The organism is Brevibacillus humidisoli (genome assembly GCF_020923435.1).
Lineage (GTDB): Bacteria > Bacillota > Bacilli > Brevibacillales > Brevibacillaceae > Brevibacillus_E > Brevibacillus_E humidisoli.
In genome coordinates this window covers 592,866-615,256 of sequence record NZ_CP087263.1, presented here as the reverse complement: position 1 = coordinate 615,256, position 22,391 = coordinate 592,866, and the positions used below count along the sequence as shown (strand labels likewise).

Sequence of the window (22,391 nt, the reverse complement as noted above, 5' to 3'; positions counted from 1 at the left end):
AAAGCAAGGCAGCCCTTCTTCGATCACTATACCTGAAGCCCATACAAAAAAAAGAGTGCAGCGATTCTGCTGCACCGTGGAAGTATATCATTAAGGGGGTTTTCATCGTAGTTTTATCTTACCCCGCTAATATTACAGCAATATTACAAGGTGGTTACAATTTGGTTTCAGTTGGACAAAAGATGCTCGGACATGTACAGTATCCGCCATATCCGCCGCTAGAGCGTCATCGTCTCGCTGGGAGCGAGTACCTTTCCTTCCACCCCTATCTCTGCCAATCGTCTGACAAATGCTTGATCGTCCTGCTGGAGCAAGGGGAAGGTATTGTAGTGGATCGGTACAACCAGCTTCGCCTTTAAAAACTGTGCCGCGTGCCAGGCATCCTCCGGTCCCATTGTAAAGTTGTCACCGATCGGCAAAAAGGCCAGATCAATCTGATGCAGTTCGCCGATCAACTTCATATCGCCGAACAAGCCGGTATCCCCTGCATGATAAATCGTCTTGCCATCGATCGTCAGCAGCAGACCGGTCGGCATCCCCAAGTAGATCAACTCCTGCTTGTCATCAAGTTCATAGGCAGAGCCGTGGAAAGCCTGGGTCAGTTTTACGCGGCCAAACGGAAACGTGTGAGCCCCGCCGATGTGCATGCCACGCGTCTTGAGCCCTTGCCATGCCAGGTATGTAGCCAGTTCGTGGTTGCCAATCACCGTAGCGTCATTGGCTTTGGCGATCTGTACCGTATCGCCTACGTGATCATTGTGCCCGTGAGTCAGCAAGATGTAATTTGCCTTGATCTCTTCCGCTTTTACTTGTGCAACCGGATTGCCTGTCAGGAATGGGTCGATCAGCAAGCGGTGGTCCCCCGCAGCAATTTCGACGCAGCTATGGCCGTGGAAACGAATCTCCATTGTCATGTCCCTCCTTCGGTTTCTGGGAATCCAAGCAGCCCTTGAAAAGGTTCAGCAATAATCCGCTGGATATCCTGCACCATCTGGATGAGTCGCTGCTCGCTGGCAAAAAGCTCGCGAATCTCCGTGTGCATGTTGATCGTCTCATACAAACGACGCAGCTGTTCCACATCTGCTTGCGAGGGAGCCTCTCCCTGCATCTGCCGCATTTCCATTCCCAACTGCTGTTTGCGGAAGTCTTCAAGCATCCGCTTGGCGTTGGGATCAGCATCTACTTTCGCCTTCTGAGCCGCATACGCGCGGAACTCGTCACTTTCTTTAATATCCCTTGCCAAGTCATACACCTTGTCGTAGTTCATCTTCTTCCTCCTTTCCATTTCGATCAGACGCGGAGCACAGCCTGACGCGGCCTACAACCACAGGTTGAGGAACCCTTGCACCAGCCCGATTGCTCCTCCAAGCAGAAAACCGAGCAGCGTAATCATACGGAACTCTTTTCCAGATATGCCGATAATCATTTCTTCTACCCGCTCAAGCGGGAATCCTTCTACCTGGCGTGCGACAATCTTCGCAACCTCCAGCTTGTGAAACAGCCGCTCCACATTCTGCTGCAGCACCTGAACAATCCATTCCGCCAACCGCGGGACCCACTCTTCTATCATACGCTTGGGCAGTTGTCCGAGTGAGTCGGCTATCGGCTTGTCCACCAGGTGAATGCTACGCTCTTCCGCATAGTCGACCACCCGTCTGCTCCAAGCAATCAACTGCGGTTCGCCAATCCAGTCCAACACTTCCTGCAGCGGTTTGTCCAGCAATCGATCGGCTTCCTGTCGGATCACATCCGACAGTTTTCGAGCCAACTGCGGGTTTTCCAACGATTCGTCGACTTGCATGAGAATTTTGGCGACCATTTTATCGTCGGCGAGAAACATGCCGACCAACCCGCCGAACATGCCGCCTCCTATAAATCCTCGCAGCATCGATTGAATTTGCTGAACACCATCCAGGGAGCGGAGATAGCCGCGAAAGCGAACCAGCAACTGCTCACTGAGCGAGGCTGCCGCCTGATTCAACTTGCCCTCCGCTTCAGGCGGCAACAGTTCACGCAAACGTCTACGGCCTACACGTTTCAACCATTCTCTGATCCATCCGTCCCACTGGTGCTGAACACGCTCTCTCAGTTCATTGCTCCAACGCCCGTCTTCGGCCAGGATGTCGGGAGCTGCACGCTTGATGACGTCGCGAAGCGTGCGCTTGCTATGTAGCAGCTCCTCCAGATGACCAGTCAACCAATTCGTCAACATCTTCTGCAAGTCGCCAGTGACAATCGCCCGTTTTACACCTTCTGCCGTCAACAAGTAATGCTCAACCAAATAGCCCATTTGTTGCCCCAGTTCTTCCCGCCGTCTCGGGATTAACCCTGGGGTGAACGGCACGCGGTAGCGGCCCAGCATCCACGGTTTGTAAGGACGAAACAGCATGCGGACAGCCAACTGATTAGTAAATCCCCCGATCGTTGCCCCGATCGCCACTGTTATTCCTATCGTCAACCACTCGTTCATGGACATACCACTCCTCTTCCACAAAGGAACCAAAGTATTGATCCGTTCATAAAATAAGACTAACCTAACGCCTATGAAAAGGGGATAACGATGCCGCACATACGGACGATCGTCGCAGCGAAACAGGTGAACGAAGCAGAGGCGGATCTCTATCTTCCTCGAACGGCTATCCGTTCGCTGAACATACCGGCCGGACCGCTCGCTGTCCAGTTTGGCAGCCGAATCGGGCACGCTGTCGTCAAAAGCATCCGGACGCAGGCAAGCTCAGGAATCGGCCCATCGCTTGCCCGGACGCTGCTGCTTCCTACCGGTATGCCGATTCGCCTCCGCTACATGGTCCAGGAGCGTCGTCTCGTCTTTGGACCGCTGATCGGGGTCCTCCTCTCCCAGTACAAAACGGGTATCGTAGCGCAACCACTGGGGCTGTACACCTCTTTTCTAAACGAACTGGTCAGCCTATGCCGCATCCGTGGAGGCATCGTTCTCGTCTTTACACCAGACGATGTAAATTGGGATTTGCAAACAATCCAGGGATTGGTTTGCAAAGACGGAAGATGGCATAGGCGGACCATGCCGCTGCCTCAGTGCATCTACAACCGACTCTCATCAAGGGAAACGGAGCAAAGCAATCAGGTAGCCACCCTGATCCAGCGCTGTCATGAACTGCAGATTCCCTTCTTTAATGAGCGCTTTCTGAACAAGTGGCAAGTTCATCAAGTACTGATGCCTCAACCGGAAGCAGCTTCTTATTTGCCAAACACAGTTCGTTATGAAAGTTTACAGGAACTTCGGCAGATGCTGCAAGAACACCGAATCGTATACGCCAAGCCGACCAATGGCAGCATGGGCAAAGGGATTGCGCGGATCAGCCGTTACCCTGGCGGTTATCGGCTGGAGTTGGCGAACGGCCGCAGAAGCCAGTACAAAAGCCTGCCAGCACTGCACCAAGGGCTCCAAAAACTGAAACAGGGTAAAGCATACCTGCTGCAGCAAAGTTTGCCTCTGATCGGCGCTGATCGACGGCCCGTTGATTTTCGAGCCTTAGTGCAAAAAAACAAAAAAAGGACAATGGGAGGTCACCTCACTGGTTGCACGGATTGGTCCAAACCGCGTCGTGTCCAATGTGTCCCGCGGCGGCAGCATGATGTCGGCAGTCCGCGCACTGCATATGTGCGGTCCTTGGAAAGAAGCAGCCCGTCCTTCGGCAGCGATGTTAAAACAAGCCGCCCTCCGGTTAGCCAGGAGCCTTGAGAAAGCACTCCCTGGTCATTACGCCGAATTCGGGATTGATCTCGGTGTAGATACAAGAGGGCGTATCTGGCTGCTTGAGGTAAACAGCAAACCCTCCAAAGCGGAAAACACCCTGCAGACCCCCGAGGGAACCGTTGATCCTCCACAGCGTCGCCCACGGCCATCCGTCCGCAAGCTGATGGAATACACGGCCTACGTCAGTGGGTTTCCGTATACTGGTACACAAAAACGGACATTCGGACTCCATACCAAAAAAAGAATCAGCAGGTGACAACGAATGACGAGAAGACGGAAAACAATGGGCATCATGGCCATGGTGAAACGGGATGAACCGCGTTTTATCGAAAAAAAGTATTACCAAAAGCTGACGGAGATCGGACGTAAACAGGGAATCCGTGTCTTCGTCTTTTCTCCGCGTCAAGCCGATTTTGTCCGTCGACAGGTAGTGGGTTTTGAATACCGCGACGGCAGGTGGCGTAGAAAATGGCTGCCGTTTCCTACCGTGGTGTACGACCGCTGTTTCATCAACTCATCCTATCGTCACTATAAGCCATTTATCGAACGCTTGCAAAACGACCCAAAGGTGATCTTCATGGGTCGTGGACTTTTCGGCAAGTGGCAAGTCCATCAAATCCTCCTCCAATCACCGCAGCTCGTCCCATACCTTCCCGAGACCCTTCCTTATTCGATGCAATCGTTTTTGAACCTGTTGAAACGGGACGGGACGACAATCCTCAAACCCGCGACTGGCACACATGGTGCAGGTGTGATCCGGATTGACATCTGCAAAAAATACTACTCCATTGTCGGCCGCAATCACCGAAATCAATCGTTTGTCAAACAGATAAAAACCCTTGCCGGTATTAAGCGATTTGTCCGTCGTTTTACGATGGGCCGTATGTTTTTGGTGCAATCATACTTAAGTCTGCATACACCAGCAGGAGACCCCTATGATGTGCGTGTGCTGGTGCAAAAAAATGGAGCCGGCAAATGGGTGACGACAGGCAGCGCCGTTCGTATCGGGAGAAGCAACATTACTTCCAACCTGCACGGAGGTGGCAATGCCGTTACGCTACACGCGTTTCTCACTCGCTATTTTACAGAGGAAAAACGGACAACAATTGAACAGCAGATCGATGAGATCGTTCGGCTTCTACCCCCTTTCCTGGAAGAACACCATGGGCGGCTAACCGAACTGGGCATCGATATCGGGATTGATACGAAGGGAAAAGTCTGGATTATTGAAGTAAACAGCAAACCGGGGCGCAGTGTGTTTCGACTCACCAACGACCGGGCAGCTCGTATCCGCTCCGTCACACTGCCGGTCAAATACGCGCAATATCTCATGAAGATCGTGTAGGAGGTACAATGCATGGAAACCATTAGGGTGCGGTTACGCTTCCTCGCTTATCCGAACGAAGTCGGGATCATCCTGCCGCTTCATCTGTGCCAGAAGCTGCAGCTTCGACCCCGCCAAAAAATTATCGTATCCCTCGGCAAACGGGAAGTGACAGCTACCGTTTATCAAAACCGAAAATATCCGGAAAGCAACATCGTTAAAGTGACCAGTGCATTAAAACAACGGTTGGGAATCCCACACGCAGGCCTCATTCACCTCAAACGAGAAGACGACACCCTGCGCATCGGTCCCGCGATCGGCATCGTTACTACCGGGGTGACCAACAACTTGGAAAAACCAATTGGATTGCGCACCGGTTTCTTTCAGAAGCTGTTGAAGGCGCAAGAAGGAAAGGGGGTTTTTTACTTTATCTTTGCTCCCCAGGATGTCGACTGGGATCATCATCTGGTCAGAGGTTGGTTCCTCAGGCCAACCAAACAGGGGCGCTACGCCTGGCGAAAGTTGACGACCGCCATGCCCGACGTCGTATACGACCGCATCCCCTCCCGTGCCGCCGAAAAGCAAGACATTGTGCAGGCGTTTAAGCTGCGCCTAGCCCATGAGGAAAACCTGCCGATGTTCAACCGCGGATTTTTTGATAAGTGGGGTGTCTACAAACTGCTCTCCCCACTCCCCGAAGTAAACGAACACATTCCAGAGACACACCTTTCTCCCTCTCTTGAAACCTTGCGTTCCATGCTCCGAAAATACCGCATGATCTACATGAAGCCGATCAATGGCAGCCTTGGATACGGCATTGTAAAAGTACGCTACCTGCCGCGCCGTGGATATGAGCTAACCTACCACAACGGCTCGGGCCATGTCCGACGCATGTTTAAAAAGCTGCTCCCGCTCTACCAGCACGTATTTCGCAATCGCCGCAAGCGATCCTACCTGATCCAGCAGGGAATCCAGCTCTGTACCTATCAAGGGCGACCATTTGATTTCCGGGTCCACCTGCATAAAAACCAGCAAAACGATTGGGTCGTCTCGTGTATGGCAGCGAAAGTCGCCGGTGCCGGCAGCGTCACCACACACGTTCGGACCGGGGGAATGGTGATGCCAGGAGAAGAAATCCTTGAATACTTGTTTGGGGCGCAGTGGCAGTTAGTGGAGGAACGCATCCGAAACGCAGCAGTTCGCCTCTCAAGCGCAATCGAAGAAGCGCAAGGCATTCCGTTAGGCGAACTGGGATTGGACATGGGCATCGATACACACGGCCATGTCTGGATGTTTGAGGCTAACTCCAAACCAGGACGTTCCATCTTTAAACACTCCCGTCTGCGGCAGGCCGATGAGATGTCGCTTGGCTTGATTGTCGATTACAGCTGTTATCTGGCTAACTTTTAATGGAGGATATATGCGATCATGAAAAGCATGGTTCAGGAAGGAGGAATCCTCATGCGACAACCACGTTCCGGTTGGCTGACCATACACCCTTCCGGCCGTTGGTACCTGCACGCACCCAACGACAATCTACGCCTGCTGCTGCTGGCCGGGAGGCGGAAGTGGATGTTCGCGAAACTGGGGCCGTTCTCCGTTACCAAACGCATCCACCTCAACAGGATGCCATACACCCGTGGACGGATCCGCCTCAAAGTCCGCTGGTCCTACAGCAATCATCAGCTAACCATCGGTCCGCTGATCGGCATCCTGACCGTGAGCGACGGCAGCGGTTTCCGCGGCAACAAGGAAAACTTCAAAGATATCTTCTTGTCTGGCAAACGTCTTGGCGGGATTGTATTCGTATTTACGCCAGAGGGCATCAATTGGGCCAAAAAAATGGTTAGAGGCTACCTATATGACGAAACACTGGACACGTGGACCGAGCATCAGCTCCCCTTTCCACACGTCGTCTACAACCGGATACCGACGCGAAAGCTGGAGAAACGAAATGAGGTAAGCGATACGATCAAACAACTAGCATCATTTGAAAATGTAACGTTTTTCAATCCTAGCTTTTTTAACAAACACGCACTTTTCCGAATGCTGGAGAAAACACCTGAGGTGAGCAGCTACCTGCCGGAAACAGGCAGACTGGAATCATTGGCTCAACTGAAATCATTTGTTTCCCGCCATCCTTTCGTCTACTTGAAACCAGTGCTTGGCAAGGCAGGAGAGGGAATCATGCGTCTGGAAAAGATCAATCGCCGATGGAGGCTGCGCCAGGTGCAGGAAAAAAGAGCGGTCACCTACTTCTTTCCCACGGTCGGAAAAGTGTGGGGATTTCTCCGAAAGCAGATCAAAGGGAAACGATACATCATTCAACAAGGCATCCCCTTGGCCCGGTACAAAGGACGCCCGTTTGACGTTCGGGTTCTCGTCCAAAAGAACGGCAGTGGACAGTGGGGCGTGACCGGTATTGGCATTCGCCGGGCGGGAGCTGGCAGCATCACCACCCACGTCCCACGAGGCGGGTCGATTCAATCTACAGATCGAGTCCTTTCTCACCTGTTCAAAGAACAGGCCGAAGCTGTGCGGCAGCAGGTGGAGCAGACAGCGCTCACCATTGCCGCTTCGCTCAATGACAAAATCGAAAACCTGGCTGAGATGTCCATGGATCTAGGGCTGACCGATGAGGGGAAACTCTGGTTTTTTGAAGCAAATGCCAAGCCGGAAAAATTTGATGAACCAAACATCCGCAAAGGCTCCCTATCCAACTTGATTCGGTACAGCCAATATGTATCCCAACTTGGTGAAGGAAAAGGAGCAAACGTAGGATGAACCTGCTGACACTCACACCATCACAGGTTGAGCGCAACCGCCATCTGCTGTTGAAGTTCATCCGGCAGCACGGGGATAACCGGATCACCCGAAGAGCCGTACACTGGTTGAAAACGGTGAGGCTTGATCCACGAGAAGACGGGACTCGGATTCTCGTCGCATTGGATGAGAAAAAACTGGTCGGCCTGTTCGCCGTCGCAGCATACGGGCTAAAGGAAGCCTTTCTCGTCATCCACCGCGATTGCCGCAGTATGGGGATGGGAAGGCAGCTGTCCGAGGCTATGCAGCAGCTGCTGCCGAAACTGTACGTAAGGGTTGCACTTGATCATGCGGCCAGCCTGCGCTGTTTTATGCACAGTGGATTTGTAGGCGTGAAGCTGTTTGACGGCCCGACCGGCAAACCCACCCTCTACTTGGCCGCTGGCGAGTGGAGCAAAGCCGATCTGGCTGGCTGTTCCTCGGAATCAGGAATCAGTGATCAGGACGACTTGTTTGCAAAAAGCATCCGTCTCCCGTGAGGCGGATGCTTTTTGCACGAAAAAACCGCCTAGACCTGATAGGTCTAGACGGTTAATGCCAGTTTGTTAGGCTGTTCTTATTCCGGCAGCACGCGGCGCGTCATGACGACACGATCTTCCCAAGAAGTGCCGCTAAACTTGGAGTAGGTAACACCCGGACTGCCATACGTGTGCAGCAGTTGGTCATTTCCAGCGTAGATCGCTACGTGAGTGATCCGGTTGGAGGAACTGCCGTAGGTACGGAAGAACACCAGATCTCCCTTGCGCAGTTCGCTCTTGGAGATTTGTTTGCCCACCGTCGATTGCTGACGCGAATCGCGAGGCAGTTTAATGCCGTTCAATCCATACACATATTGGGTGAAGCTGGAGCAGTCAAATCGCCCGGAATCCGGATATTCGGCTCCAAACTTGTACGGCGTGCCCATAAAGCGCTCGCCAGTGGCAATAATCTTGTCTGCCAGTGCAGTATCCGGCTCTTCAGGTTGCTGCGGTTGTTGCGGTTCCTCACTCGGCTTGTCCGGTTCCGTTACGGAGCCATCGTCCGGCGTCTCGTTGGCAGGAGGCTGAACGGAATCTTCAGCGGTGATGCGGCGAGCCCCGGCAAAGTGTTCTGCCACATCGCTAAACTGTTGTTCTACTACTTGCCCCCGGCTGCGAGAAGCATACAGAAACTTGTCGTCTCCTACATAGATTCCTGTGTAGTTCAGAGAAGATCCAGAGCTGGAGTTGAAGAACAAGACATCACCAGGCTGCAGCTGATTGCTGCTGACAGCTTGTCCCATCTGATATAAGGAAGAGATGCTGTCATCAGACTGAACCCCTGCTTTCCCTAACACATACGAAACATATCCGGCTGAGTCAAATCCGTTCGGGCCATTGGCACCGGACTGATACGGTTTTCCTAATTCCGCTTTGGCATAGCTGGCTACTTTAGCGGAATATTCGGAATCACTCGAATGATCAGTATCTTGATTCGGTTTTTCGTTTTGATCAGGTTGCTGGACGTTATCGTTCTGATCAGGTTGCTGGACGTTATCGTTTATGTAACGTCGCGCCCCCGCCAAATGATCTGCTACACTGGAGTAGTCTTTTACAATGACTTCCCCTTTGCTGCGGGATGCGTATACGAAGCGGTTGTTTCCGGTGTAGATTCCCACGTAGTTGAGCGGTGCACCCGAACTGGAATTGAAGAACAGGACATCGCCAGGCTGAATCGCATCCTTCTCAACCGTAACTCCCGAACTGTACAATCCGGAAATGCTGTTGGCCACATCTACACCCAGCTTGTCAAACACGTATGCCACGTAGCCGGCGGAATCAAACGCTGTGGGGGCATTTGATTGGGACTGGTACGGGGTACCAACCAAGTCATTGGCCAGTTGTACCACTTGGGATGGAGTAGCAGATGCTGCTGCCACATATCCCCCTTGTCCGATTAACAAAGATGTGCTGAGTAATACAGCAACCGACGATTTCTTTATCCAAGCTTGTTGTCTCGCTTTTGTCATGTTGTACCCTCCTACGCAATGATGTCGTATCCGTGTTGCTGGATACGTTACCATCTTAAAACAGTTTGTGGCGGGTTTTAAGATTTAAAAAATTTCCAAGTATGTTTTTGAATCTCAAGTCCTACCAAGGTTACCAGCGACAGAAACCTTGCTATATATGTATTTCCTAACCTTTTCTGGGCCTATCAGCCTATCTGCAAAATGCAAAAAAAAGACATAAAAGGTGAGGGCTTCAATTCTAAATACTTGCATTCTTTTTTGGGGTGAATGTACTTTTCTCCTTTGGTAAAAATGAGAGCAGGGTGGTAACAGATAACACCAATGTGACGATTGTCCGTTGGTAGACAAATGTGCACCGCGTGTTGCACGGTGCTGTGCGGTGACTAATCAATCACACGATAGTCTCTGCTTGATACCTGCTACATCGTTTAGATAACCGCAAGGCCGCCTGTTCCAGGCGGTCTTTTATTCATCAAGGAGGGGAAACCATGAAGCCGTACGGTAACTATCGCAAGCTATACGAATCCCTGCGCCGCTACGATTCTCAACAGGTAGCCGTGCAGCGAATGGAAGACCTGGCTGAAATCGAAGAGATTTGGCGGTATTACGAGAAACTCTCAATAGATGAACTCCGCCTGATCGGTGCGGCGATTAAAAAAACGGAAGCCCAACTCGGGTACATTCCGTTTTGTTTTTCCACGGTACCATTTGTCTTTCTCGTCTTTTCGGCCAAACTGTCCACCATGATTACTTCCAATCTGATTGTGCTGTTTCTGGCCATCGTGACATTGGCATCGATCGCGATCTACTTGATTCATCGTCATTTTACCCATAAATCGTACAATGCCTTGCATCTGCACATCGTAGAGGCCCTGCTGCATCTGAAAAAAGACGAGGATGGAAAGGAGAAAAATGACGAAGACGAGAAGGCAGAAGAAGACGACGAGAAAAAAGACGACCAGCCTGAACCGATCTCTTCTCTCTCTTGCGGCTCTGCTAGCTCTGCTTCCTCATCATAATCGCTTGATACAGCTGATGGAGCGTATGCAGACTTGTTTGGTCCACACTAAAATAAAGGCCATCGAACCAGTACCTGTCCTCTGATACACCGGCCATCTGACTGCCGAAATGCTTAAACTGCTGATCCACGCAGGATTCGGTATCATCCAGCTGTTCCCGAACCTTTACGTGCCGCTGAATCTGCGGGGCAAAGCTCTTCCACAGCTCGGCCATCCCGGTGTTCTGCCCATGTTGGGTCAAGCGATAGAGGGCGAGGTCAATCTGCAGCCAACACGTTACGTAAAAGTGGAACTCGCAAAACAATACCCAGAGTGCTTGCCGAAGCGGCCCCTGCTCTCCGGTTTCCTGCCAGACTGCAACCGCTCGCCTGACATCCTCTTTTTTCTCCTGAATCAAGTCATAGTGGCTGACCGCTCCGCGGTAAAACTTGCCAACAATCCGAAACAGCATCTCGGGAGTGCGCGGCGGCAGACCCCTGTATCGATCTTCGATATCCCTACCCATCTGATACCTCCTGGCGCAGCCGTCATCAAGATGACCCGGCTCAACAGCACCGGGTCACCTCACCTTTGACTCTTTCGTTTTATTGTCCCACACTCTCCGTGAGCTCGGCAAATGCTTTTTGGATGGCTGATAGAAGCCAGGTAAAGTAGAATAGATGATGGAGCCAAGGGAAAAAGTTGGAGATGAAAGGGGTAGACAGATGGCTGCAGCTTTTCTCGTTATCGGTAGCATCGCCGCGTTGCTGGCCGTTGCATTGGGAGCATTTGGCGCGCATGCCCTGAAGCGAAAGTTATCGGCAGACATGCTGGCGATCTTCCAAACCGGCGTACAATATCAAATGATCCATGCCATTGCCATCCTGCTGATTGGGGGCTGGTGGAAGCAATTCGGTGCATTGGCCCTGTTCAGCTATGCGGGTTGGTTTTTCCTCGCCGGCATCCTTTTGTTCTCGGGTAGTTTGTACGCGCTCAGTCTGAGCGGGGTGAGAAAGTTAGGGGCGATCACCCCGTTAGGCGGGCTTTGCTTTTTGGCCGGATGGTTCTGTCTCGTGCTGGCCGGTCTGTCAATCGGGTGATGCTGCGCAAAAAAGCGTCGGCTTCCTCAGACAGGTTGCCGACGCACTCCTTTTCCACGCAGTTTTGCCAAGATGGTGTGGCGATACCGACGAAAAATGTAGTAGAAGATGAAATATCCAATCAAACTGAAAAAGATGCTGTTAAACACCGACCCAACTACGAATTGGACACCGATATCGGTAAATGATTCCACATTTGTGACCGGCTGTGCGCTGGCAACAGGCCCCATCTTCACCTGCTCTCCGTAGAAACCCGTCACAGCATCAAGAATCTCGCCTGCCTTGTAATTCATTAGGAAGAGAATCGGCCATAAAAAAGAACCCAACGAAGCGGCAATAATCGCAGAGGGGACGTTGCCTTTCGTTATTTTGGTCAATAGTACCGACAGAGCTGGCCCAACGCCAAACGTAGGAAACCAGCAGGGGAAAAACCCAACGACAAAACCGAGTGAGATTTGGCGAACGCCCGATTTGAGTCGAAACAAGCGAATCAGGTAAAATTTAATTTTTCTGGTAAACTTCATACTTCACGTCCTCTGTTGGGTTCATCTTTTGCAATATCTGCAAGTTTTCGACAAAAATCTTCAGAATTCCTGTATCTCAGGCAAATTTTTTTGGTGTAAATGTATGGAAGTATGAGCTACGAGAAAAAGCGTCGGTATGAAACGGTTCTCACCGTCTCCCGACGCATTTTTCCCGACTGCCTTTAGATAGAGCAGCAGATGGAACTGATTGGATCCAGTTACAGCTTTCGGTCTGGTCTGTATTCTACGCGCTTCGACAAAAAGCGATACAGAATCGTTGCCACTTCGGCTCGCGTCAGCTGCGCATCTGGCTGGTATTCAGCACCTGCACCGCTGATCAGACCAATCTCACTGGCGATCGCCACATAGCCTTTCTGTTCGATCTCTGCTTTATCCGCAAACGACAGAGCAAACAAGCTGTCCAGCTCCGCCAGTTTCTCATAGCCAAGTGCTGTAACGAGAATCTCTGCTGCATCCTCTCGCGTAATCGCACGATCCGGTTCAAACGTTTTCGATTCGGTCTTGATCAGTCCTTCTACTGCGGCCCATTCGATAGCGGCATAGTAGGAATGCTCTTTACTTACATCGCTAAACCGGGGCTCCCGCTCGCCAAAACGGTGCAGCAGATAGTCGCTATAATCCCCCGGCATGTACTCGTTGGTACGCAGCAAGATATCCAGGAATTCCCCGCGGCTGACCACTTTCTGCGGATTCACCTTTCCATCTTCTACTGTAAGAGCCTTCAGTTGAACTAGATGGCGCAGTGCCTCTTCCGCTGGATGGCCCGCGATATCGCTCGGAAGGTCGTCTGACGAATCTTCTGTCTTCCGCTTGGCCGCTTCACCGGTCTCTCGATCGATTACCACGCCCGTTTTCGCATCGATGTAGGTCGGAACCTGCCACGGTTCCTGAAAGCGGTAGACAAGCATCGCTTCGACAGGCTGCTGCGGATTCCGCTTGTTGAGGCCTTTCCGTTTTCTAACATCCTCGTACCTCAGCTCCAGGATGGCATCCTGAATAAACTGTTCTTTCACTTCAGCAGGGTCAGCCAATTGGCCAGCTTCCGGAAACTCGGCATGATCATCCCAATTCTCACTGTACAAGACGATCTCACCGGTTTCCGCAGATATCTCAACCCGAACTTGATTGCCCAGTACGCGGATCCCGTTTACCTTCCGTTCAAACTCAAAGCTGTAAAGCGGGATGCGGCGGTCTTCCCAAGGACCGGATCCAGTCCAGTACAGCTCATGCAACTTATCTTTTTCGTGTTTTTTGACAAATGCCAGCGCGGTTTCCCTCGCCACCTCCGCAGAGACGGGATAGTCAGACGGCTCTTTTACTTCTTCCGCGTCCTCACTCTTTTCGTACAGATAAGGAGTGAGGTCAAAATAGATCAGGTTGCCCGTCTCCGCATCGATCTCAGCGCCGCCCCAGCCCACACTGCCATTTCTGTATTCATACTCCATACGGATCGACCAGACCGGCCCATCGGTACGATAAAATTCTTCTTCTCTTTCAATCGCCCTAACCGTTACATCTTCCGGCAACGAAATGAATCGATTCAGGATCTCCACTGCTTCCTTATCTGTTACCGGTTTGCTTTGGGCTGTGCTGCCGCTGTTATCCGCTTTTGGTCCCAACGGCTCATCGGGCACCTCTGTCTGCTTGATCGGCTCTCCTTGGTAGTCAACGGCTTGCCCGGTTTTTGCCTGGATCAGGCGGGGAGTTGGCACAGGCTCATAGGAGAGGACATACGCCTCGTCTGCTTCCTGCTGCTCCTCCCGCATCGTCCGCAGCTCGGGATTGAGGTAAGCCAACTCCATCTCAAACTGTTCAGCCAGCAGCTCACGGATTTCACTCTCTTCCAGCAGCCCCTCCTTGGATTCAAAGTTTACCTGCTGCAGCGAAGAGGAACGAAAACCGCGCAAGTTGCCTTCGCCGTCAATACTCATGTTGATGTTGTCACTTGGGAATGGAATGCCTTCGTGCACAGCGTGAAAGGTGATGTTGTAGGTATCATTGGGGTCACGCAGCACTTCCCCCCATCCACTCGCGTCGTTTCGGTCTTCGTGCACATATTCACCGGTGAGGTGATCGGAGAGTTTCTTCAGCCATTCTTCTCCGATCTTGACCGCTTGTTCATAGTTGACTTTTGGCGGAAAGCTGATATTTTCACTTTGCCCGCTCCAATTATCGTACTCCAGAATGCGGCCGGACTGCGAGTCAATAACTACTTGCACCCGTTCAAACGGTTCCTTATCCTGCCTCCAGCTGATCTCCCACACGAGCGGCCCCTCTTCGTAATACCACTCACGATGGGAGATCTCCGGCCCTCCAAAACCGTCCAGCTTCCCTACAAATTTCTTTGCGATATCAACCGCTTCTTCACTCGATATGTTTGCTTCCGCCAGTTGGATACCTGTTGTTTTTCCCGTTGTCGCACTTGTGCTTTCAGCTGTTACCGTAACTGTCTGGCTTGTGCGGTCCGTCACAGCCGCAAAAGCAGACGGGACCGCCGTCATCACCAGAGAGGCAGCCAGGACGCTTTGCACAAATGCCCTGCTCCACGGATACCTGTTTTTCCTCACATGAATTCCTCCATTTCCAGAAATCGTCTACATCATTTGATACGAATCAATCTGGAGAAAGTAGCGATTAATGAGTCAAAAGTACTAATTCATTCCATTTACCCCTTTTCCGGTTCCTCCATTCGCACGCCGGTATGTGCTTGAAACAGGACGCGCAGATAGCGCTGTTCATCCGCTTGTCGCGCGGACAGCAGCGTACCAAAATAAGCACCGAGAAATCCTAATGGAACGGAAACGATTGCCGGGTTGGTCAGTGGGAAAAGGGGATTCATCCGAATCCAGCCATCCTCAGGGTGCATCACACTGGGGCTGAGAACGACTAAAATCACTGAGGAAAGAAGGCCGGTAACAATACCGCAAATCGCTCCGGCAGCCGTAAACTTTCTCCAAAAGAGGGTAAACAGGATCAGCGGCAGATTGGCCGATGCAGCCACGGAAAACGTAAGAGCAACCAAAAAAGCGACATTTACGTGCTGCGCACCAATCGCCAGTACAATCGAGATCAATCCTACACCGATGGAAGAACATTTGGCTGCGTACATCTGCTCCCGTTCTGACGCTTTGCCTTGGCGGATCACGTGGCTGTAAAAATCATGGGCAAACGCCGAAGAGGCGGTCAGCACCAACCCTGTCACCACGGCCAAAATCGTGGCAAACGCGACGGCTGAGATGAACGCCATCAGAAACTCTTCACCGAGGGCGTAGGCCAACAGCGGAACAGCCAGGTTTCCCCCGTCATCGGCTGCCTTTAGCCTCTCCCAGCCGACAAGTGCCGCCGCTCCAAACCCGAGGATAATCGTCATAATGTAAAAGATGCTGATAATGCCGGTAGCCGTCACGATGGAACGGCGAATCGTAGCGGCGTCCTTCACCGTAAAGAAGCGGGCAATAATATGCGGAAGACCTGCTGTACCCAGAATCAGCGCGAGATGAAGGGACAGGGCGTCAAGCGGATCACGGTATTGGTTGCCGGGAGCGAGGAACTGTTCCCCCAGCGGTGTGGCGGTGGAAACATGCTGAAATAATTGCAGCAGACTCCAATCGAAGCGGGCCAGCACGATCAGGCAAACGATCATCGTACCGGCGAGCAGGAGAATCGACTTGATGATCTGGACCCACGAGGTAGCCACCATCCCGCCAAACACGACGTAGATGGTCATCAGACTGCCGACGATCAGGATCGCCGTACTGTACGTCAGATCGAGCAGCAGATGAATAAGCGCTCCGGCACCTACCAATTGGGCAATCATGTAAAAGATCGATATCGTCACCGTATTGATCGCGATGACGCCGCGCAGCAACCCATTGTCAAAGCGGACCGCGATTGCGTCAGCCAGGGTAAACCCCCCCAGGTTACGCAGCGGTTCGGCAACAATCAGCAAAATCACCAGATAAGAAACGAGAAAGCCAATCGAATAAAAAAACCGTCAAAACCGCCTAAGGCAATCGCTCCCACAATCCCTAAAAACGAAGCCGCGCTCATGTAGTCGCCGGCAATCGCCAAACCGTTCTGGATGCCGGTCAAGCCATGGCCAGCCGTGTAAAAATCACGTGTGTTGGTCGTCTGTTTGGCCGCCGAATAGGTAATCGCCAGCGTCCCGATGATAATCGCCAAAAAAAACGTAAACCCGGTCAGATTCATAGCTGCATCCCTTTCCGTTCGTCTTCACGCAGACAAGAGCAGCGCTCCTCCTATCTCCCTGATGTTCAGTTCCCTTTTTGACTGTTGTTTTCCTGCCTGACAAAGTGACCGGAGCCAAGCCAGGCGGTTAAGGCAAACATCAGGTAAATCGCCTGCGTCGCTTGCTGTCCCTGCAGCAGCACTTGCAGTCCGATCCCGATGCCCAACGCAGGGATGACCAGCAGAAAGGTACGGATGATCCGTTCAAATCCGGGCCGCGGCGACAGCGGCCAGATGCGTGCAAACACCACACCTAACGCCACTCCCAATCCAGCCACCGTAAAGATTTGAAAGATCACCCGCGGAGTGGGAAAGGGCCATCCGCCTACGTAGTGACCCACCAGGTAAAACAACTGGAGAAACAGCGAAAAACCTACAGCCTTTCGTACTGCTCGCAGATCAAGTACCGGTACCATGATATAGATGATTACCATCAGAGCGGCAAGAACAACCGTCCAGCTCATCTAGCCTCCTCCTTTTGCAGGAATCTCGGTAGAACAACCACGCTTGTCGCCGAGCCCCCAAGGCTGATCGTAGAAACAAAGCAACACCGAGAGAGACAGAGCTCTCCCGATGCTGCTTGGAAAAACCGGCTTGTCCCCGATTCCTCAGGCGACAGCCGAAGTTTTTCTGATCCTTTCAACCTGTATCACGTGAATCAACCGTCAGCCGAAAACTGTAACAGTATATGTGACAGTATAGATGATCAGCTCGCCTGGCCGGGTGAATCAGCCAATTCTGGCGTTCGAATATCTTCGACCATCTGTTGGATTTCCGCAGGCGGCGCAGCTGTTGCCCGAGAAACGATGTATGCCACCACAAAGTTGAGGATCATGCCGACAACCCCAACTCCCTGTGCGTTGATTCCCAGAAAACTGCTGAGAATCGGCTCTTCGGTGCCGAATATCTGCGGTGAGCGCATTAAGAGAATCATCACAAAGGTGAAGATGAGACCGATCAAAATCCCTGAGACGGCACCTTCCCGGTTCATCCGCTTATCAAAGATCCCCAGGAAGATAGCCGGGAACAGACTGGCAGCAGCCAACCCGAAGGCAAACGCCACCACCTCGCCGACGAATCCCGGCGGGTAGATGCCGAAATAGCCCGCGACCAGTACAGAGAGGAAGATCATGATGCGGCTTACACGCAACCGCTGCTGTTCGGTAGCATTAGGTTTGAGGATGCGGTAGTAAAAGTCGTGGGAGACTGCACTGGACATGGCCAACAGCAATCCGGATGCAGTAGATAGCGCTGCCGCCAGTCCCCCCGCTGCTACCAGAGCGATGATAAACGGAGACAACTGAGCTACTTCTGGAGTGGACAGAACGATGATATCCTTGTCGATAATCACTTCGTTTGTCGCCGCATCAGGCGTCAACTGAAGCGTGCCGTCCCCGTTCTTGTCCTCCAGTTGCAGCAGACCAGTCGATTCCCATTTTGGAACCCAAGCTTCCGTGCGCACCTGATCCAGCGTCTGATTGTGGAAACTGTTGATTAGGTTGTACTTGGCGAACACACCGATGGCAGGCGCCGTGGTGTACAACAGTCCGATAAAAACAATGGCCCACAGTGCTGAGTAGCGAGCCGCCCGCACACTTTTTACGGTATAAAAACGAGTGATGACGTGAGGCAGTCCGGCTGTACCGACCATCAGCGCAAGTGTTACAGCAAACACGTTAATCGCCGACAGATCCTGGAAAGGCGCTAGATATTCTTTTAGCCCCAGCTCCAGCTGCAGATCGCTTAATCGCTGGGCGATATCGCTAAACGTAAGGGCAAGCTGTGGAATCGGGTTGCCGGTCAACTGCAAGGCAATCGCCACAGCCGGGATCAGATACGCGATGATCAATACGAAGTACTGGATGACCTGCGTCCAGGTGATCCCTTTCATGCCGCCCATAACTGCGAAAAAGGCGACAATCGCCATCCCGATCAATACCCCAACGATGATATCCACCTGCAGGTAACGGCTGAATACGATTCCCACACCACGCATCTGCCCGGCTACGTACGTAAGGGAGATAAAGATGGTGGCAATCGCCGCAACAGCCCGCACTCCATTGGAATAGTAACGGTCGCCGACGAAGTCAGGCACGGTATAACGTCCAAACTTGCGCAAGTACGGAGCAAGCAGCAGAGCCAGCAGCACGTACCCACCTGTCCAACCCATCAGATAGATGGTACCGTCGTATCCCATGAAAGCGATAAGGCCGGCCATCGAGATGAACGATGCTGCGGACATCCAGTCAGCAGCGATCGCCGCACCATTGGCAACCGCCGGAATCCCCTTGCCCGCTACGAAGAAGCTGCTCGTATCTTTTGCCTTGGCCCACCAACCGATGTAGATGTAGGCGCCAAAGGTCAAAACCACGAGGATCATGGTTAAGGTCTCAGCACTCAATGCGATACCTCCTTGCCCGTGCTCTGATCGCTCAAGATGACTTCGCGGGCGCCAAACTCTTTGTCAAGCGTATCCATCCGTTTCGCGTAATACCAGATGAGAACAATGAAGACCAGAATCGAACCTTGTTGTGCGAACCAGAAGGCCAGCGGCAATCCGAAAAACGAAATGTTGTGGAAAGGAACGGCCAGAACAATAGCTGCCACGTACGAGACCAACGCCCAAATGACCATTAATCCCTGGATGAGCCGCGTATTTTTCTTCCAGTAGATCTTTTGCTTTTCCGTCAGGTCCCGTGTTTGACGATCATCCACAATACTCACCTCCGCCAAGTAAAAAAATCTGCTTGCACGCAATCATGGGCTTATGGCCCATATCACCTGAAATCAGCCAACAGTAGCGATTCTCTCGGCAGCCTGCCGAATCGGTCTCCCCCCTTTGCTGGTTTCGCCGCTCTCTATGCTGGATGTAAGCGCTTTAATACGGCGAGATTCATTATAAAGCAAAGTTCAAAATTTTACACATATTCTGTATAAAACGTTTAAATCAACGTCTAAACAGCAAAAAACCAGTCTTTTCTGACTGGTTTCTGGATAAGGTATATCGTTATACCAGACCTACTGTCCCTGCAGCAGTTTCAGCAGATCTTTCGCGCAGGAACGGGAAACGGGGATTTGCGTCCGCTGCTCGTCTTTTAGCGTAACATTATAGGCTCCATTAAACCACGGAATTAGTTCATACACATAGTTTAGATTGACCAGATAACTGCGGTGGGTGCGAAAAAAGGCATAGGCGGCCAGCTTTTGCTCCAACTGTTGGAGAGTCATTTTGGAGGTAAAACGCTGCTGCAGCGTATAGATATTGATCAACCGATCCTCCCGCTCAGCGTAGAGTATCGCTTCCGGATCAATCACGACCAGTCTGCTTCCGTCATCGAGCAGCAGTTTGGACAGTTTCCCGGCAGCGGGAGCAGCAGAGGCAGCAGCAGAGAGACCCGCTGCCTCTCTTTCCGCGTTCCTGTTGTTCTGCTGTGCCAGCCTGACTCGGACTCGGTTCATCGTCTCTTTGAAGCGCGATGGGTCTGTTGGCTTCAGCAGATAATCAACAGCATTTAAACCAAACGCCTCTACAGCGTAGTCTTCGTATGCAGTGGAACAGACGATCAGCGGGCAGCGCTCGCTGGCTGCGAGAATTCGTGCCGCCTGAATTCCTTCCATCTCAGGCATTTTGATGTCGAGAAAAAGCACCTCTGGTTCGTGCTTGCGTACCAGTTCCAAAAGTTCCCTCCCGTTAGTGGCGCTAGGGAGCAGAACCACGTCTTTTTCCTGCTCCAGCAGATAACCCAACTCTTCTCTCGCCAGCCGCTCGTCGTCGGCGATCATCACTTTGATCATCGTCATGCACGTCACCCCCCTTCATGCCGATATTTTACAGTGTAGCGCTTTCATTTCTTGAAATGCCGGTTACACGTCAGGCTGATGACGGGATCGAAAACGAGATCTGGCAGCCTCCCTCCTCCCGGTTTTTGATCTGCAAACGGGAGTCGCTGCCAAACAGGCTGATCAGCCGCTGGTTCACGTTGTACACGCCGATTCCGTTACCCTCTTCACTCTTTACCGGAGCATCGCCTATCCCTCTGATTACATCCTCGGGAATTCCTGTCCCGTTATCCTCAATCATCACCTGGACTCGATCGCCAATCTGCTGGATGTAGATATCGATCCGCCCGTTATGTGTTACCCCTTTTAATCCGTGCTGAATGCTGTTTTCAACCAGCGGTTGCAGGGTGGCCGGAGGAATCAGGAAGTGGTCGATCCCCGTCTCCACATCACACTGTACGGTGAATTGGTCGGCAAACCTGATCTTGATAATCTCCAAGTACGCAAACAGATGATTCAGCTCCTGACGGATCGGCACCAGCTGCGAGGACGTGGCTCTCAGATTGAGTCGGATAAACGTGCCGAGTTGAACCGTTACGTGTCGGGCCAGATCAGGATCGATCCGGATCAATGTGACGATCGAATTAAGGGTATTAAACAAAAAGTGCGGATTAATCTGGGCTTGCAGGACACGCAGTTCGGTATCCTTCATCAGTCGGGTCATCTTTTCCGTCAGAGCCAGATTTAGCTGATGAGTGATCAGTTTGCCCAGTCCGGTAGCCAGCGCCTCCTCCACCTTGCGTATCTGCTGCGGCCGCTTAAAGTATATTTTGATTAATCCGACCACTTTTCCTGCTTCGCTGAACGGAACGATGATCGAAGCGTGCAGGGGACATTTGGGATGGAGGCATTGGATTTGCTCCCGGGTTAGCGCAATCTGCACTTCTCCCGTCGCGACAGCCTTCCTCGCCAACTCCGTCTGAAGCGGTTCCCCTGGCAGGTGATGGCTCATGCCGACTCCTACGTGAGCCAGCACATGCTCTGTATTGGCGACGGCAACTGCTGCCGCCTTCAGCTCTTTCATCAGCAAATAAGCGGTTTCCTTGGCTGTCTGATGGGTGAGTCCTTGCATCAGATGGGGAAGCGTCAGCTCGGCAATCGTCAGTCCCCGCTGCGTCTCAAAAGCAGCTGAGCGTTCCTCCTCTTTTAAAGCCACGCGAATCATCGTCGTAAAAATGGCAATCGCTACACTATTCGTCAGCACCATCGGGATCCCTACTGTGTTGACGAGCAGACTGGCTCGCTCCGGTGGAGAAGCAAAGATCAAGATCAGACCCATCTGCAGGATCGGAGCAAACATCCCGATAAACAGAGCTTTGGACGGTGAAATCACCCGTTCTTGCGAGAAAAACTGGGCAACCAGGCCGGCAAGCAGTCCTGTCAGCGGTGCAGAGAGTCCACAGGCATAGGCTGTAAACCCGCCCAGGCTGTACAGATGAAGACCAGCAATCACTCCTGCGCCCACACCGACGATCGGCCCGCCCAAAAGTCCGCCAATCACCACACCGACCAGACCGACATTGGCAATCGACTCGCCATCATCAAGCGGCATGATCCAAAAGGAAGGATCAAACGAACTGCCCCGAACCACTACACCCGCATAGGTGCCGGCAATGCCGAACAGTCCGAACAGGATCGAAAAGTAGAGTGACGTGCTGAGACTTACCTCCCGATCGAGCAGTTGGCGAAACTGGGGAATGCGGGTCAGGATAAAAGTGAGCATCAGCAGAATTCCCATCCGCTCAAACAACACCAGTGACAACTCCTCCAACACGTCACCCCCTTGTTCC

At 52.2% G+C, this 22,391-nt stretch carries 19 protein-coding genes and 2 pseudogenes; 8 read left to right on the top strand and 13 right to left on the bottom strand.

Annotated elements, in window-relative coordinates; genetic code table 11:
* Nucleotides 1–218: 218 nt before the first annotated feature.
* The 3 genes from LOK74_RS02960 to LOK74_RS02950 are packed head-to-tail and all read right to left on the bottom strand — an operon-like array spanning nucleotide 219 to nucleotide 2,470.
* Nucleotides 219–908: a metal-dependent hydrolase gene (locus LOK74_RS02960; protein ID WP_230045139.1), complete on the bottom strand. Its 690-nt coding sequence runs from the start codon at nucleotides 906–908 to the stop codon at nucleotides 219–221.
* A 2-nt stretch (nucleotides 909–910) separates the two neighbouring features.
* Entirely contained in the window at nucleotides 911–1,267 is a 357-nt protein-coding gene (locus tag LOK74_RS02955) for a YlbF family regulator (protein ID WP_230045138.1), read from the bottom strand.
* A 51-nt stretch (nucleotides 1,268–1,318) separates the two neighbouring features.
* Nucleotides 1,319–2,470, bottom strand: a complete 1,152-nt coding sequence (locus LOK74_RS02950) for a DUF445 domain-containing protein (RefSeq protein ID WP_230045137.1) — start codon at nucleotides 2,468–2,470, stop codon at nucleotides 1,319–1,321.
* 90 nt (nucleotides 2,471–2,560) lie between these two features.
* Here LOK74_RS02950 and LOK74_RS24160 point away from each other — a divergent pair.
* From LOK74_RS24160 to LOK74_RS02920, 6 genes and pseudogenes are all read left to right on the top strand, one after another.
* A pseudogene (locus LOK74_RS24160) lies at nucleotides 2,561–3,475 on the top strand (YheC/YheD family protein); the annotation flags it as partial.
* 109 nt (nucleotides 3,476–3,584) lie between these two features.
* Nucleotides 3,585–3,992, top strand: a complete 408-nt coding sequence (locus LOK74_RS02940) for a YheC/YheD family protein (protein WP_420908718.1) — start codon at nucleotides 3,585–3,587, stop codon at nucleotides 3,990–3,992.
* A 6-nt stretch (nucleotides 3,993–3,998) separates the two neighbouring features.
* Nucleotides 3,999–5,081: a YheC/YheD family endospore coat-associated protein gene (locus LOK74_RS02935; RefSeq protein ID WP_230045136.1), complete on the top strand. Its 1,083-nt coding sequence runs from the start codon at nucleotides 3,999–4,001 to the stop codon at nucleotides 5,079–5,081.
* A 12-nt stretch (nucleotides 5,082–5,093) separates the two neighbouring features.
* The gene (locus LOK74_RS02930; protein WP_230045135.1) at nucleotides 5,094–6,470 is read left to right on the top strand and encodes a YheC/YheD family endospore coat-associated protein; all 1,377 of its coding nucleotides are present in this window, start codon (nucleotides 5,094–5,096) and stop codon (nucleotides 6,468–6,470) included.
* A gap of 51 nt (nucleotides 6,471–6,521) precedes the next feature.
* Nucleotides 6,522–7,844 carry a YheC/YheD family endospore coat-associated protein gene (locus LOK74_RS02925; RefSeq protein WP_230045134.1) on the top strand — a complete coding sequence of 441 codons (1,323 nt, stop codon included), beginning with the start codon at nucleotides 6,522–6,524 and terminating at the stop codon, nucleotides 7,842–7,844.
* Nucleotides 7,841–8,362: a GNAT family N-acetyltransferase gene (locus LOK74_RS02920; protein ID WP_230045133.1), complete on the top strand. Its 522-nt coding sequence runs from the start codon at nucleotides 7,841–7,843 to the stop codon at nucleotides 8,360–8,362. Before LOK74_RS02925 ends, LOK74_RS02920 begins: the two co-directional genes overlap by 4 nt.
* A 77-nt stretch (nucleotides 8,363–8,439) precedes the next feature.
* On the opposite strand, the gene LOK74_RS02915 is transcribed toward LOK74_RS02920, so the two are convergent.
* Nucleotides 8,440–9,870, bottom strand: a complete 1,431-nt coding sequence (locus LOK74_RS02915) for a C40 family peptidase (protein WP_230045132.1) — start codon at nucleotides 9,868–9,870, stop codon at nucleotides 8,440–8,442.
* Between the two features lie 488 nt (nucleotides 9,871–10,358).
* Here LOK74_RS02915 and LOK74_RS02910 point away from each other — a divergent pair, with 488 nt between their 5' ends.
* Nucleotides 10,359–10,889 (top strand): hypothetical protein, encoded by a 531-nt coding sequence (locus LOK74_RS02910; protein WP_230045131.1) that lies wholly within the window; start codon nucleotides 10,359–10,361, stop codon nucleotides 10,887–10,889.
* Here LOK74_RS02910 and LOK74_RS02905 read toward each other — a convergent pair.
* Complete coding sequence (locus LOK74_RS02905; RefSeq protein ID WP_230045130.1) at nucleotides 10,867–11,394, bottom strand: hypothetical protein; 528 nt, start codon at nucleotides 11,392–11,394, stop codon at nucleotides 10,867–10,869. The genes LOK74_RS02910 and LOK74_RS02905 overlap by 23 nt on opposite strands.
* A gap of 199 nt (nucleotides 11,395–11,593) precedes the next feature.
* On the opposite strand from LOK74_RS02905, the gene LOK74_RS02900 reads away from it, so the two are divergent.
* Nucleotides 11,594–11,968 (top strand): DUF423 domain-containing protein, encoded by a 375-nt coding sequence (locus LOK74_RS02900; RefSeq protein ID WP_230045129.1) that lies wholly within the window; start codon nucleotides 11,594–11,596, stop codon nucleotides 11,966–11,968.
* 26 nt (nucleotides 11,969–11,994) lie between these two features.
* Here LOK74_RS02900 and LOK74_RS02895 read toward each other — a convergent pair whose 3' ends face one another.
* From LOK74_RS02895 to LOK74_RS02860, 8 genes and pseudogenes are all read right to left on the bottom strand, one after another.
* On the bottom strand, nucleotides 11,995–12,492 hold the full coding sequence (locus LOK74_RS02895; RefSeq protein ID WP_230045128.1) for a DUF2062 domain-containing protein: 498 nt from the start codon (nucleotides 12,490–12,492) through the stop codon (nucleotides 11,995–11,997).
* Nucleotides 12,493–12,710: 218 nt separating this feature from the next.
* Complete coding sequence (locus tag LOK74_RS02890) at nucleotides 12,711–15,080, bottom strand: YcdB/YcdC domain-containing protein (protein WP_230045127.1); 2,370 nt, start codon at nucleotides 15,078–15,080, stop codon at nucleotides 12,711–12,713.
* Between the two features lie 98 nt (nucleotides 15,081–15,178).
* A pseudogene (locus tag LOK74_RS02885) lies at nucleotides 15,179–16,722 on the bottom strand (solute symporter family protein).
* A 65-nt stretch (nucleotides 16,723–16,787) separates the two neighbouring features.
* Nucleotides 16,788–17,225, bottom strand: a complete 438-nt coding sequence (locus LOK74_RS02880; protein ID WP_230045126.1) for a hypothetical protein — start codon at nucleotides 17,223–17,225, stop codon at nucleotides 16,788–16,790.
* Between the two features lie 242 nt (nucleotides 17,226–17,467).
* On the bottom strand, nucleotides 17,468–19,162 hold the full coding sequence (locus tag LOK74_RS02875; RefSeq protein ID WP_230045125.1) for a sodium:solute symporter family protein: 1,695 nt from the start codon (nucleotides 19,160–19,162) through the stop codon (nucleotides 17,468–17,470).
* Nucleotides 19,159–19,476: a DUF4212 domain-containing protein gene (locus LOK74_RS02870; protein ID WP_230045124.1), complete on the bottom strand. Its 318-nt coding sequence runs from the start codon at nucleotides 19,474–19,476 to the stop codon at nucleotides 19,159–19,161. The genes LOK74_RS02875 and LOK74_RS02870 overlap by 4 nt, the downstream gene beginning before the upstream one ends.
* A 303-nt stretch (nucleotides 19,477–19,779) precedes the next feature.
* Nucleotides 19,780–20,562 (bottom strand): LytR/AlgR family response regulator transcription factor, encoded by a 783-nt coding sequence (locus LOK74_RS02865; RefSeq protein ID WP_230045123.1) that lies wholly within the window; start codon nucleotides 20,560–20,562, stop codon nucleotides 19,780–19,782.
* A 70-nt stretch (nucleotides 20,563–20,632) separates the two neighbouring features.
* Nucleotides 20,633–22,372: a LytS/YhcK type 5TM receptor domain-containing protein gene (locus LOK74_RS02860; RefSeq protein ID WP_230045122.1), complete on the bottom strand. Its 1,740-nt coding sequence runs from the start codon at nucleotides 22,370–22,372 to the stop codon at nucleotides 20,633–20,635.
* Between the last annotated feature and the right edge of the window lie 19 nt (nucleotides 22,373–22,391).

Coding starts and splice junctions, on each gene's coding strand:
- LOK74_RS02960 (WP_230045139.1), bottom strand. CDS start 908: ATGGAGATTCGTTTCCACGGCCATAGCTGCGTCGAAATTGCTGCGGGG.
- LOK74_RS02895 (WP_230045128.1), bottom strand. CDS start 12,492: ATGAAGTTTACCAGAAAAATTAAATTTTACCTGATTCGCTTGTTTCGA.
- LOK74_RS02950 (WP_230045137.1), bottom strand. CDS start 2,470: ATGAACGAGTGGTTGACGATAGGAATAACAGTGGCGATCGGGGCAACG.
- LOK74_RS02905 (WP_230045130.1), bottom strand. CDS start 11,394: ATGGGTAGGGATATCGAAGATCGATACAGGGGTCTGCCGCCGCGCACT.
- LOK74_RS02920 (WP_230045133.1), top strand. CDS start 7,841: ATGAACCTGCTGACACTCACACCATCACAGGTTGAGCGCAACCGCCAT.
- LOK74_RS02955 (WP_230045138.1), bottom strand. CDS start 1,267: ATGAACTACGACAAGGTGTATGACTTGGCAAGGGATATTAAAGAAAGT.
- LOK74_RS02925 (WP_230045134.1), top strand. CDS start 6,522: ATGCGACAACCACGTTCCGGTTGGCTGACCATACACCCTTCCGGCCGT.
- LOK74_RS02930 (WP_230045135.1), top strand. CDS start 5,094: ATGGAAACCATTAGGGTGCGGTTACGCTTCCTCGCTTATCCGAACGAA.
- LOK74_RS02910 (WP_230045131.1), top strand. CDS start 10,359: ATGAAGCCGTACGGTAACTATCGCAAGCTATACGAATCCCTGCGCCGC.
- LOK74_RS02935 (WP_230045136.1), top strand. CDS start 3,999: ATGACGAGAAGACGGAAAACAATGGGCATCATGGCCATGGTGAAACGG.
- LOK74_RS02880 (WP_230045126.1), bottom strand. CDS start 17,225: ATGAGCTGGACGGTTGTTCTTGCCGCTCTGATGGTAATCATCTATATC.
- LOK74_RS02900 (WP_230045129.1), top strand. CDS start 11,594: ATGGCTGCAGCTTTTCTCGTTATCGGTAGCATCGCCGCGTTGCTGGCC.
- LOK74_RS02865 (WP_230045123.1), bottom strand. CDS start 20,562: ATGACGATGATCAAAGTGATGATCGCCGACGACGAGCGGCTGGCGAGA.
- LOK74_RS02915 (WP_230045132.1), bottom strand. CDS start 9,870: ATGACAAAAGCGAGACAACAAGCTTGGATAAAGAAATCGTCGGTTGCT.